We start from the raw sequence: 12707 nt of genomic DNA on the forward strand, positions 1-12707 counted from the left end.
GTAGGGTTTTTACTTATTTAGTGTTTATTTGAATTATCAATTATTACTGCCAGTTAAAACATGTTTATGGCTTGATGACGACTTTAATTGAGTCTGCCGATTTCGCCATGACAAAAGCTTCTTCCCACTCATCGATGGAATAGAAGTGAGTAACGATATCATCAGCGCTAACTAAGCCACGGCTAAACAGGTCTATAGCAACTTCATAACTATATGGGCCTAAGTGGGCTCCGCGGATATCGAGTTCTTTGCGGTCACCAATGATTGACCAGTCAACAGTTGTTTCTTTACCGAATACGCTAAATTCCACGAAACGGCCAAGTTTGCGGATCATTTCTAGTCCTTGAGTAACACCAATTGGCGCGCCCGTTGCTTCAATATAAACATCACAGCCATAGCCTTCCGTCATATCTTTAACTAATTTAATGGCATCTTCTTTCAGTGGGTTGATAACAACATCAGCACCAAATTTCTTTGCTAATTCAAGGCGTTCATCAATCGCATCGATAACAACCAGTTTTTTCGGTGTTTTTAATTTGGCGACTTGGATCATACACAGCCCTAGTGGGCCTGCACCCGCAATGACGACGACGTCATTTAAATCGATATCACCACGGCGTACAGTGTGGATAGCACAAGCCATTGGCTCAATTAATGCGGCATCTTTATCGGATAGTTCATCAGGGATTTTATGGATAATAGCGCGTTCTGAAAAACGCATATATTCAGCCATACCACCGTCGGCAACTTCTTTTTGGAAACCGTAAATATCATGGGTTTCACACATCCAGTATTTACCTGATTTACAGAAACGGCATTCCCAACATGGGACAATTTGTTCTGCTAAGATGCGATCGCCGATTTTCAATTTGAATTTTTCAGCGGAGCCTTCACCTAGCTCAGCAACGCGGCCATAAAACTCATGGCCAGGAACTACTGGGGCTTTGATCCATGGGTCATCACCCCAAAACATTTGAGCACCATCGTTGGCTTTACAGTCACCCGCACAGATCCCGCATCCATCAACTTTGATGACAACTTCTCTAAATCCTGGCGTTGGTCTTTTAATATTTTCAAAGCGATAATCATGTGGGCCATGACAAACAACTGCTTTCATTTTTTCAGGTAGGTTACTCATGTTCTAAGACCTCTTTCTAGTTGTTAACCCTAATGTTGACGTCAACATTAAGCGTTTTTTTATAACGCATTTGCTTTAGTTTTTTAACGCTTAACTATCAATATTGATATGTATGTAAGAAAAATGGTTGTTTAATGTTATAGATAAAATAAATTCTTTTTAATATGACGACGTCGTCATTTTTGAAAGTAAGTATCTTAAAAACTAAAATTTGTGATTTAAGCCCTAATTTTAGTCACTTAGCTGAGTACTTTCATTGGGAAATGAGACTGCCGAAACTGACTTTGTAACATGATGAAAATCATAATAAAAATATTAATTCATTCCTTATTCTGTTTTTTTAAGAAATGAATATGAAGCCGAGTATAATTATTTTAACTATTTTCAGAAGTGGATATTTCATGCAAAAACATTTCAGCTCACACTTTTGAATGAAAATAAATTTTAACTACATTTAATAAAGAGATATTGAGTGGTTAACAGGACATTATTTTTAATTTATAAAATTTAATTTAAAAAATTAAATAGAGTAATGAGTCATTTTGATACGCTGTCATAATATTTTTTGCAGATATACCTATGGGTATGAAAAAAATAGCTTTATACCTTGTAATTGTATTTTTCCAATTAAGCAAAGTATAAAGCTAAATAGAGCCAAAGTTTAACTTCATTTTGTCAATAAAATCATTTTATTACAGCGTAAGGGGTGTGAGGGAGACTCACACCCTTGTGCTAGACAATCATTGGTGCAATGATAAAGCCGAAAGCGACACCGGCAATAATTCCACCTAGCCCTGGTAACATAAAGGGATGATTTAAAATATATTTTCCGACTCGAGTAGACCCAGTAGAGTCGAATTCAATGGCAGCTAATGATGTTGGGTAAGTGGGTAAGACAAATACCCCGGTGACGGCGACAAAAGAGGCCAAAATTGCCCATGTCGGGACATCTAAGGCAATGGCTAATGGAATTATTAACGGTGTTGTGGCACCTTGCGAATATAACAAGGCACAGGTCAAGAACAGAACTAAAGCCAATAAAATAGGATATGCAGATAATACATCTCCCGCGATGGCCTTGATTTGGTCCATATGGGCATCAACAAAAGTGGTACCTAATGTCACAATTCCGAGGATCACTGCAAGAGAACTCATTCCTGAACGGAATGTTGGTGCTAATACAATGGAATCCGGTGATGTTTTACAGAAAACCACCATCAAACATGCTGCACTTAGCATACAAATGATGATGATATCTCGTGTTCCCATCGGCTTACCGATATCAAAACCGGGACGTAATTGTGGGAATGCAGCGAGGATCACGATAGCAATCGTGGCAATAATAAATAGAACAACAGAGAATTTTTCTCTCGTTGTGCTCTCGCCTTTTTTCTCTTCGTATTTATGAACTAAGCCTTTTTGTAAACGTTCTAAATATACCTCATCGTTTTCAAGTTCGCAGCCCTGACGTGATGCAATAAAAGCGGCAACCATGGCAGCAACAAAAGAGGCGGGTAAACAGACTGACATAACCACAATAAACGTGATGCCGTTACCTTCCATAATGGTCAGCATCGCGGCCATTGCGGCACTGATTGGAGAACCGGAAATCGCAATTTGTGAAGCAACCACTGAGCCTGCTAATGTTCTAGATGGTCGGATGCCCGAATCTTTCGCAATTTCTGCTATCACAGGCAGCATAGAAAACACAATGAAACCTGTACCAGCCATGATAGTCATCACCCAAGTGGTGATTGGCGCTATAATGTTTAGATACTTAGGATTTTTACGCATAAATTTACTGGCTAGGCGGACTAGATAATCCATCCCGCCCGCAGCTTGTAATGCAGATGCTGCTACCACAACTGTCATAATAATCAGAATAACATCAACAGGTGGTGAACCTATAGGTAAACCAAATCCGATAGTTAATACCGCTAATCCTAACCCACCACAGAGTCCTATACCTATTCCGCCCATGCGTATACCAAAGAATATTGCACCTAATACAACAATGATTTCTAGCCAAACCATAATCGTCTCCAATAGACAATATATTGTCATTAGTAATATTAAAAAATTAATTTTGATATTTGATATAAGTTAAATATTTTTATTTATCATTAAATTTTGTTTTCCGACTCTGTTTTCATACCAGTGAATACTTGCTCTGACTAATGAGCTGGTTGAGTCGATATATTTATCTGGATAACTATTAATTTCATTTTCAAGAATAACGGGAACCTCGGTGCAGCCAAGAATAATAATTTCAGCGCCTCGGGAAAATAAAATTTCAGCTTGCTGTTTCATAATGGATTCAGCAATTTTTTTATTTCCTGATTTTAATAAATAAATGCTTTCCATTACATTTTCTTGGCTTTTTTTATCAGGGGTAATGCAGTTTAAATGTTTATTCTCTATATTTTTTTGATATAGTCCCATATACATAGTGGCATTTGTTGCAAGTAATCCGATATTTTTTTTCTTGGTTGCTAGTACTTCTTTCATTGTCGTCTCAACAATGCTTAGCATGTCGACATGGCAAATTTTTTTTAGTTCACTAAACCAAAAATGTGCTGTATTACAAGGTATAACAATACATTCTGCCCCGGCACTTTCTAGTTTCTTTAAATAGTCAGTCATTAAAGGTAACGGTGATTCACCATGGTTTAATAGCGCTTCTGTTCGATCTGGTATATCAGGAATAGATGATATAATTAAAGGGATATGCTCTTGGTCTCTATTTGCTACGGTATAGCTTACAAATTTATTAAATAAATCAACAGTAGCGGCAGGCCCCATACCACCTAATACACCAATTAAACCTTTCATTTTAATACCCCTGCATTTTATTAGCCTTTTTATAAAATAAAAATCAATAAACGCTTATCTTTCTTCATTTATTTAACATATTGGTTAATATTCAAATGATTATTAACTTACTTATTGCTGCTTAACTTATGGTTAATATTTATCAATGTTTGTCTTGGATGAGAAATGCAAGTAAGTATGGTTTGATGCAAGATACGCATTAAGAACTTTTATTCAAAATAAAAATATTTTTATAAATTGCTCTGAAGGCCTGAATAGACTAGGTTTTATGAATTAAATAAATTAAATGAAATTTATTTTTGATTTTTGTTAATGTTTTAAATGGTAGGGCTATGCATAATACAAATAACACAACTACAAATCTAGCTTTGTTATTTAACTAGTCATTAACTTAAAATATCAATAAAAATACGTTTTATTTTTTATATTTTAACAGCAAGTCAATTTAAGGCTTAATAAAATGAAAAATATAGAAACAAAATGGCTATATGATTTTTTAACTCTAGAATCATGTCGACATTTTTCTCATGCAGCAGAACAGCGGAGTATTTCTCAGCCCGCATTTAGCCGTCGTATTAAAGCTTTAGAGGAAGCCATTGGCGTTGAATTATTTGATAGAACGACTTCCCCTTTACAGTTGTCTGAAGAGGGCAAAATTTTTCATTCTCAAGCGCGTAGTTTATTACAACAACTGGAATGTAACTTAAATGAACTATCCGGTCACAATGTATTGAGCCTACCGAATATTAAAATTGCCGCCGCTCATTCGTTGTCACTGACATTACTGCCTAAATTGGTTCATGGGCTGTCTGGTTACGGTGAGGAGTTTGTTTACCATGTTGAAGCCATTGATGTGGTGCAAGTTGTGAACGCATTGAGAGAAGGGAAAAGTGATTTTATTATCTCATTTTATGATGAAGATTTAATGCAATCCCCATTTTCCTCATTGAATGTATTTGAATCTGAATTATACCCAATTTGTGCAGCGGATAAGCATGGTAAGCCGCTATTTGATATCTACCAACCTCAAGTGCCATTGCTGAATTACACCAGTGCTTCATATATGGGAAGGTTAGTTAATCGTCGGTTAAGTGAATTTGGTGCGATCAATTCGAAAACACTTTTCATGTCATCAATGAGTGAGTTACTAAAAAATATGGCTTTAGATGGCCATGGAATAGCATGGTTACCCATTTATTCCGTAGTGAATGAATTAAAAGAGAAAAAGCTAGTTTGTTTGGAGACCCCTGAATTAACAATACCTATCCAAGCGTATATTTACCGCATGGATACACGACTAAATAAAACCGCAGAGGACTTTTGGCGCATTTTGAAAAAGAATATCCCTGAGGATTTACGGAATTTATCGTAGTAGAAGGGGCTTTTTCATTATCACCTCTACAATTTGTTAGGCAGAATTTAATTATAGTTGTCTTATTTTTTTAAGGGAAGTGAACAAATCAGAGGTGGGTAAATCAATGAAATTGTCATTTCCTTGGGAGATCACATGCTATGTCCACCTAAATGGGGCAGATATGAGGGCGAGTTGAATTTAGTTGAGTTGAAATTGGGCGAGTGTTGACCTCAGAGAGGTATAAAGCAAAAACCCGCCTTTTGGGCGGGTTCTTTGAATAAGTGGTGCCCGGACTCGGAATCGAACCAAGGACACGGGGATTTTCAATCCCCTGCTCTACCGACTGAGCTATCCGGGCAACGGAGCGTATTAAACCTGATTTCATTGGTTGAGTCAAGGCGCTTTCAATAAACTTTTGACTGTATGCGCTTTTTTTCAACATGTTAGCTAGTTTTTAATCGAAATAGCATGGAAATACTAGGGTTATTATCAAACGCCAGTCTTCGGTTACTTGGACTGGCGTTTTAATGCACAAAAATTTTAGCGGTGATAATTTTTCTGTGCTTTGTTCACTTTAATGAGGTAATTACGTGACTCAGCAGCTGGGTGCTTAGTGGACAAGGTTTCATACACTTCACCCGGTTCTAAATTATTAATACGCTGCGCGGCTTGCTTTTTATCGCTGTGGAACACCCGCAGAACGCTGCCTGCGCCGCCATTATAGGCGGTAATAACAGCATAGCGGCGTGAGGTTTGGTTACGAATATCGCCTAAGTAGGTGTTTTGCAATATAGCTAAGTAAGCCGTACCCGTATCAATGTTTTTCTCTGGGTCAAATAAATAGCTACGGCTAGGAACACCGGATTTTCCTTGTGAGCGGAAAACATCTTTGCCGGCTGTATTTGGCATAATTTGCATTAAACCAAGCGCATCAGAGCGGCTAACCGCATAAGGGTTGAAACTCGACTCAATTTGCATAATCGCAAGGATTAATGACTCATCTACGCCATATTTGGCCGAGGATTTCTTAATATAAGGTAAATATTTATGAGCCCGTTTATCTAAATGGTTTGGTACTAGTTGCATAGTTACGGACCAAACAATATTCATACCCGATTGGCGGCGCTGCATTTTATTTTCAATCAGATAATCAGCAAACTTTGTGGCTCGCCATTCCCAACGAATCGCTTCACCTGTGTTATCGAGCACTTGGCCAAATAAAAAGGGTTCTTTGCTATGGGGAATGTCATTGATATCAGAATAGAGGTCTATGGAACTGGGGTCGTCTCCCATTAATAAGGTGGTGACAATCGCTTTTTTTAAATACTGTGAAGGTTCTACCGCTGAAATAGTCTCTACAGTAATGGTCCCCGCTTCAAAATTAATATGGCTACGAGTTCGGTACTCATCGGTATATTTAACGTAGTCTTTTGGACCAGCAATTAACACTTCTTTAATGCCCCAAATATTTTCAATATTGTGGGCAAATTGGCCCATTAAGATATTGAACCCATTGGTATCTTTGACATAATCCGGGTTAAAGTCAGGTTTTTGCTTGCTTGAACAAGAGATAATTAGAGGGATCAATAAACTCAGCGCAAATAGTTTTTTCATACGATTCACAGTCTTGGGGCAAAAGTCTACCTACTGAGTAGGTAGACAAACAGATTATTTTTCAGGTGTATAGCCATCAATATGGATGTCATGGCCTTCAAACAAGAACTTAATCATTTCTTGTTCTAACATTTTACGATCATCGGGGTTCATCGTATTGAGTTTCTTTTCATTAATGAGCATGGTCTGCTTAGTCATCCACTGACTCCACGCCTCTTTTGAAATCTCGTTAAAAATACGTTTTCCTAACTCACCTGGGTAAAGCTGAAAATCTTGCCCATCTGCATCACGTTGTAAAAATGTACAAAAAATGGTTCTACTCATTAATTTTTCCTCAAATATCAGGTAGTAAGGCGAGCTGTTTTAGTAAACTTTCAACTGGGGCTGCAAGGCCGATAGTTGCGCCTAGGTGTAAGTTATACCAGAGTCCTTTGCCTTCATCCATGGCAGAATTAAATGCCTGAATGTTAACTTTTACAGGGATAATATCTAAATGAAAATGGCTAAATGTGTGGCGGAAAGAAATTAATTGCTCTAATTGAGAATATTCTAAGCCTGATTCGGCCAGATAATCATTAAGTTGCTCTAAAGAGTCAAACTGTGGGAAGGCAAATAGGCCACCCCAAATGCCAGATGGTGGACGCTGTTCTAGCCATACATTATCGTCGTGCTGCATAATCAAAAACCAAGCACTCCTCTCAGGGATTTTTTGCTTAGGCTTTTTGCCCGGGTAGTTTTGCCATGAATGATTGGCATAGGCCATGCAGCCAAAATTAAGTGGGCACAGCTCGCATTTTGGCTTACTTCGGGTACAGACCATCGCGCCTAAATCCATCATCGCTTGGTTAAAAAACTCGACTCCCTCTTTGGGGGTGACGTCAGTGCTGATTTCCCACAAACGGTTTTCGACTTCTTTTTTACCCGGCCAGCCATCAACCGCATAAGCGCGAGCTAATACGCGTTTAACATTACCATCTAAAATAGGATAATGCTGTTTTTGCGATAATGATAAAATTGCCCCAGCAGTGGAGCGGCCAACACCGGGCAGCGCGAAAACTTCATCAAATGTAGTGGGAAATGAGCCACCATATTGAGTCGCGATCACTTGAGCGGCTTTATGGAGATTTCGAGCCCGAGCGTAATAGCCGAGCCCTGTCCATAAGTGTAAAACTTCATCAAGAGGTGCGTTGGCAAGGGCGGTGACGTTCTCAAAGCGAGAAATAAATTTCTCAAAATAGGGGATTACCGTACTCACTTGGGTTTGTTGCAGCATAACTTCAGATAACCACACATGGTAGGACGATTTTTCCTGTTGCCATGGCAACGTTTTACGACCGTATTTGTGATACCAGTTGAGTACTGCAGATGAAAATTGTTGAGCTTCCATTAATAATTTTATTTTTTATTGATATTTCCAGTCATGATAGGAATTGCAACATAGACGAAGGGGGCTGTAAACCGCTATTGTGTTGTTTAGTGTAAAGTTAGCGAATTATCAACTGCATCCTTGTGGAAGTTTTGCTAAACTCCGATATCCGCCATGCCTCAAGGGTAAAATTAATCACTATTACTTGGGCATTTAGGGCTGTAAATTGATAGGTTTGGTAACAAATCACTTTATAAACTTGATTGTTGGCACATTAACTTAATTGGGCACTCATTTTAGAACCTTTATTATGATCAATAATGTTATCTCCCCCGAATATAATGAAGATGGGCGGGTTATGCGCCGAGTCCGTAGTTTTGTCCGCCGTCAAGGGCGTCTGACAAAACGTCAGGAAGACGCATTAGAAAAAGAATGGGCAGAAAAAGGCATTGATTTTATCAATGAGCCTTTTGATTTTGCCAAAGTATTCAATAACTCAAATCCAGTGACTTTGGAAATTGGTTTTGGGATGGGCGCCTCATTGGTGACCATGGCATCTCAAAATGCAGATAAAAACTTTTTAGGTATTGAAGTTCATGCACCCGGTGTTGGCGCATGTTTAGCATCGGCAAAAGAAGAAAACGTCACTAATTTACGGGTGATGTGCCATGATGCAATAGAAGTTTTAGACTGCATGATCCCAAATGGTAGCCTTATGATGGTTCAGTTATTTTTCCCTGATCCATGGCATAAAGCGAAACACAATAAGCGTCGTATTGTGCAAGTTCCATTTGCAGAAAAAATTCGCAGCAAACTAGCTATCGGTGGTGTTTTCCATATGGCAACGGATTGGGAGCCTTATGCAGAGCACATGCTTGAAGTGATGACGAGTGTCGAAGGGTATAAAAACTTATCACCATCAGGTGATTACGTTCCTCGTCCAGAAACAAGACCAGAAACAAAATTTGAAAAGCGCGGCCAGCGGTTAGGGCACGGTGTATGGGATTTAATGTTTGAGAGGATCAAATAATGGCTAAACAACCACGTAGTCGTCGTTTACGTAAAAAATTACGCTTGGATGAGTTCCAAGAGTTAGGCTTTACAGTTAAGTGGAGCTTTAAAGAAGGTACGCCGATTGAGGAAGTTGACAGCACCGTTGACCAACTGATTGCAGAAGCGATTGAACCGAATGGTTTAGCATTTGAAGCTAGTGGCTATATGAGCTGGGAAGGGATCGTTTGCCTGCAAAAAATTGGTAAATGTACCGAAGAGCACCGCCAAATTGTTGAAAATTGGCTAAAATCAAAAGGGATGAATGACGTCGTCGTTTCTGAGCTTTTTGATGTTTGGTGGGAATAATAATTTTATTGAGTAAATCTCAATAAATAAACTGATTTTTCAGTCGATTGAAGAGGCATCCAAAAGTTGGGTGCCTTTATTTTCTGTTGCAAATACTATCTGGAGTCAACGTTTTGAGCGCCATGTTTTCTAACCAGCTACTCAACGATATCCTAGACCAAGTTCGCCCACTGATTGGGCAAGGTTGTGTTGCAAATTATATTCCTGCTTTAGGTTGCGTACCTTCCCACCATTTAGGCATTGCGGTGTCCACGATTGACGGTGATATTTTCACCGCAGGGGACGCATATCAACGTTTTTCAATTCAATCTATTTCAAAAGTATTAAGCCTCACGCTTGCAATGACACGTTATGAGGAAGAGGAAATCTGGAGCCGCGTAGGTAAAGAACCCTCAGGGCTACCCTTTAACTCGTTAATTCAAATTGAAATGGAAAAGGGGATCCCACGAAACCCATTTATTAATGCGGGGGCAATTGTTATTGCGGATATGCTGCAATCACGCCTAAGCGCACCGAAACAGCGTATGTTGGAGTTTGTCCGAAAGCTATCTTGCGAACCTGATATCAGCTATGACACGGTTGTTGCTCGCTCAGAACTGGAACATGCCAGTCGTAATGCCGCTATTGCTTATCTTATGAAATCTTTTGGGAATTTTGAAAATGATGTTTTAACAGTTCTCGAAACTTATTTTCATTATTGTTCTCTAAGTATGAACTGTGTTGAATTAGCGAGATGTTTTTCCTATTTAACATCGCAAGGAATGTCATCTTGTTCCATTGATCCTATCATCACACCGCTACAATCAAGGCAAATTAATGCATTAATGATGACTTGTGGTATGTATGACGGCTCTGGTGAGTTTGCATTTCGGATAGGAATGCCCGGAAAGTCAGGCGTTGGCGGGGGCATTGTCTGCGTAGTACCAAACCAATTTACTGTTGCGGTTTGGTCACCTGAGCTAGACTCAGCGGGGAACTCTTTAGTCGGCTGTGCGGCTTTAGAATTGCTATCGAAACGAATTGGGCGTTCTGTTTTTTAATTCATGCTCTACTAGGAGATTTTATGTTACGCCGTACATTAATTGCATTTTCACTCCTTGCTTGTGCAACGAGCCAAGCTGCAGACTATAGCTGTTCTGTAACACCAAAGGATGACATCTTTATGACACCTGAAAGTGTGCAAGTCATTGGTGCGAGTGGCGATTTAAAAATTACGCCAAATGGTGATATCACGCTTAATGGTAAAAATATTGCTGCAACAGATGCCCAAAAACAGCAAGCTATTCGTTACCAAGCCGCTATTCGTCAGGACTTACCTTGGATAAAACAAGAATCAGAAAAAAAATTATCAACCTCAAGGGAAACGATAGACAAAGTTGTCGTTAAAGTGGTTGGTAGCGATAGCAATATCCGTAACCGGTTAACAAAATTAGAAAAAGAGCTTAATGGGCAAATCAATCAAATTATTGAGACTCGCCCTAGTGGTTATGTGTTTCACCATGAAGCCATGAAAACTGTTGAAACGAAAGGGCGCGAGCTAGTTAATGAAAGCCTAGGTGGTATTTTACAAGACAGCATCAACGAAATGGGGCGCAAGCAATTGTTATCAGGTGGTGACGCCAGTAAAGCGCTACAAGGCATGTTAGGGAACTTAGGTGGGTTACAGCAAGAACTCGAATCAGAATGGAAAAAACAAGAGAAAAGTTTCCAGCAATTTGGCCAACAAGTTTGTTCTAAAGTGACTTCAATAGAACAACAGCGCGCTTCGTTACTTAATTCAATCAAAAGTAGCTGATAGCGCTAAAATCACCAATAACCTTATGAACAGTAATGTATTTTTTGTACATTACTGTTTTTTTATTTAGCGATATTATCGTCATCATCAATTTGTGTGATATTAATTCCATTAATGGGAATGAAAATGAAATTGATTCTTATTTGATTGACATCTAAGCCACTCACTTTACAATGCGGGTTTGGCTTAATGACTAAATTGGGATCATTTAAATGAAAAAATTCATACCTGCTCTGCTTGTTTCTGTGTTGTCATTCTCTGCGCCTATCGCTCTAAGCGCTGAATCTACCACTTTCACGCCAAATGCGGTGATAGCGCAAGGTGCGGAGAAAGTAACGATCAAACACCTATCAGGTGAAACTGAAGTCGTGAAAAAACCACAAAAAGTGGTTCTGTTTGATTTTGGTGTTTATGACTCAATGCAAAAACTCGGCTTAGGCGACAAAGTTGTTGCACTCCCAACAGGCAATGCTCCCGCTTATATAAAAGGCAGCATTCCTGCATCAATGGAAAATGCAGGTGGAATGAAACAACCTGATTTAGCCAAAATCGCGCAATTAAAACCTGACCTGATTGTGATCACGGGTCGTCAAGGTAAGTCTTATGATGAGTTATCAAAAATTGCACCCACTATTAATTTAGGTTCTGATAGCAAACACTATATTGATTCTGTGAAAGCCAATATTCGTGTGATTGGCGAACTTTATGGTAACCAAAAAGCGGTTGATGAGCAGTTAGTCCAATTAGATAAAGTCATCGCAGACGCCCAGAAGAAAGCGGCTGATTCCAATAAAAAAGTTTTAGTATTGATGCATAATGACGGCAAATTAATTCCAAATAGCCAAGCTGTTGTTTACAGCGTTGTGAAAGCGCAACGCGCTGACCTACCGGTTGATGAAAGTGCAGATAAAGCAAAGCGCCGTGTAGTGGATACCAAAACTATTGCTCAAGCTAATCCAGATGTGATCCTGATTGTTGACCGTAGCGAAGCGATTGGTGCAGGTAAATTGGATAAAACAGTATTTGAAGATAGCAACATTCAAGAAACCAAAGCGTATAAAGATGGCAAAATTACTTACCTGCAATCTGACTTATGGTATTTATCAGGTGGTGGTTTAGTTAGCTTAACAGAGCAAGTTAATGCGGTGGTGAATGCTCTATAACAGATATCTGCCACTGTCTTATTGATAGTGGCAATATGTATTACCTCAATTGTTATTCTTGTCTATTTCGTTTTTACCTCTAAACA

General features: G+C 39.0%; 12 protein-coding genes and 1 tRNA gene. 6 read left to right on the forward strand and 7 right to left on the reverse strand.

Annotated features, from left to right (window positions below; translation table 11 throughout):
• Positions 1–64: 64 nt before the first annotated feature.
• The 3 genes from PSF42_RS04615 to PSF42_RS04625 all read right to left on the reverse strand — a co-directional run bounded on the left by PSF42_RS04615 (position 65) and on the right by PSF42_RS04625 (position 3970).
• Complete coding sequence (locus tag PSF42_RS04615) at positions 65–1138, reverse strand: zinc-binding dehydrogenase (RefSeq protein WP_140172742.1); 1074 nt, start codon at positions 1136–1138, stop codon at positions 65–67.
• Between the two features lie 732 nt (positions 1139–1870).
• Positions 1871–3172 carry an anaerobic C4-dicarboxylate transporter gene (locus PSF42_RS04620; RefSeq protein ID WP_094963063.1) on the reverse strand — a complete coding sequence of 434 codons (1302 nt, stop codon included), beginning with the start codon at positions 3170–3172 and terminating at the stop codon, positions 1871–1873.
• Positions 3173–3241: 69 nt separating this feature from the next.
• Entirely contained in the window at positions 3242–3970 is a 729-nt protein-coding gene (locus tag PSF42_RS04625; RefSeq protein ID WP_272679535.1) for an aspartate/glutamate racemase family protein, read from the reverse strand.
• Between the two features lie 460 nt (positions 3971–4430).
• Between PSF42_RS04625 and hypT the strand changes: the two genes are divergently transcribed.
• On the forward strand, positions 4431–5342 hold the full coding sequence (hypT, locus tag PSF42_RS04630; RefSeq protein ID WP_272679536.1) for a hypochlorite stress DNA-binding transcriptional regulator HypT: 912 nt from the start codon (positions 4431–4433) through the stop codon (positions 5340–5342).
• A gap of 264 nt (positions 5343–5606) precedes the next feature.
• Here hypT and PSF42_RS04635 read toward each other — a convergent pair.
• The 4 genes from PSF42_RS04635 to mutY all read right to left on the reverse strand — a co-directional run bounded on the left by PSF42_RS04635 (position 5607) and on the right by mutY (position 8325).
• Positions 5607–5682 (reverse strand) — tRNA-Phe (locus tag PSF42_RS04635).
• A 182-nt stretch (positions 5683–5864) separates the two neighbouring features.
• Positions 5865–6938 carry a membrane-bound lytic murein transglycosylase MltC gene (mltC, locus tag PSF42_RS04640; protein ID WP_272679537.1) on the reverse strand — a complete coding sequence of 358 codons (1074 nt, stop codon included), beginning with the start codon at positions 6936–6938 and terminating at the stop codon, positions 5865–5867.
• A gap of 54 nt (positions 6939–6992) precedes the next feature.
• The gene (locus tag PSF42_RS04645; protein ID WP_004264665.1) at positions 6993–7262 is read right to left on the reverse strand and encodes an oxidative damage protection protein; all 270 of its coding nucleotides are present in this window, start codon (positions 7260–7262) and stop codon (positions 6993–6995) included.
• Between the two features lie 10 nt (positions 7263–7272).
• Complete coding sequence (mutY, locus tag PSF42_RS04650) at positions 7273–8325, reverse strand: A/G-specific adenine glycosylase (RefSeq protein ID WP_125893704.1); 1053 nt, start codon at positions 8323–8325, stop codon at positions 7273–7275.
• Positions 8326–8614: 289 nt separating this feature from the next.
• On the opposite strand from mutY, the gene trmB reads away from it, so the two are divergent.
• The 5 genes from trmB (at position 8615) to PSF42_RS04675 (ending at position 12621) form a co-directional block, all read left to right on the forward strand.
• Positions 8615–9334, forward strand: a complete 720-nt coding sequence (gene trmB, locus PSF42_RS04655) for a tRNA (guanosine(46)-N7)-methyltransferase TrmB (protein WP_125893702.1) — start codon at positions 8615–8617, stop codon at positions 9332–9334.
• A complete protein-coding gene (locus PSF42_RS04660; RefSeq protein ID WP_004914167.1) occupies positions 9334–9663 on the forward strand; it encodes a YggL family protein in 330 nt (109 codons plus the stop codon). The genes trmB and PSF42_RS04660 overlap by 1 nt, the downstream gene beginning before the upstream one ends.
• Positions 9664–9776: 113 nt before the next feature.
• Complete coding sequence (glsB, locus tag PSF42_RS04665) at positions 9777–10703, forward strand: glutaminase B (protein ID WP_094962054.1); 927 nt, start codon at positions 9777–9779, stop codon at positions 10701–10703.
• A 23-nt stretch (positions 10704–10726) separates the two neighbouring features.
• Positions 10727–11458, forward strand: coding sequence for a DUF2884 domain-containing protein (locus tag PSF42_RS04670; RefSeq protein WP_125893700.1), 732 nt, complete (start codon positions 10727–10729; stop codon positions 11456–11458).
• 212 nt (positions 11459–11670) lie between these two features.
• Entirely contained in the window at positions 11671–12621 is a 951-nt protein-coding gene (locus tag PSF42_RS04675) for a siderophore ABC transporter substrate-binding protein (RefSeq protein WP_272679538.1), read from the forward strand.
• Positions 12622–12707: the final 86 nt, after the last annotated feature.

The sequence above is a fragment of the Providencia sp. PROV032 genome, from assembly GCF_028484875.1.
Taxonomy (GTDB): Bacteria; Pseudomonadota; Gammaproteobacteria; order Enterobacterales; family Enterobacteriaceae; genus Providencia; species Providencia rettgeri_E.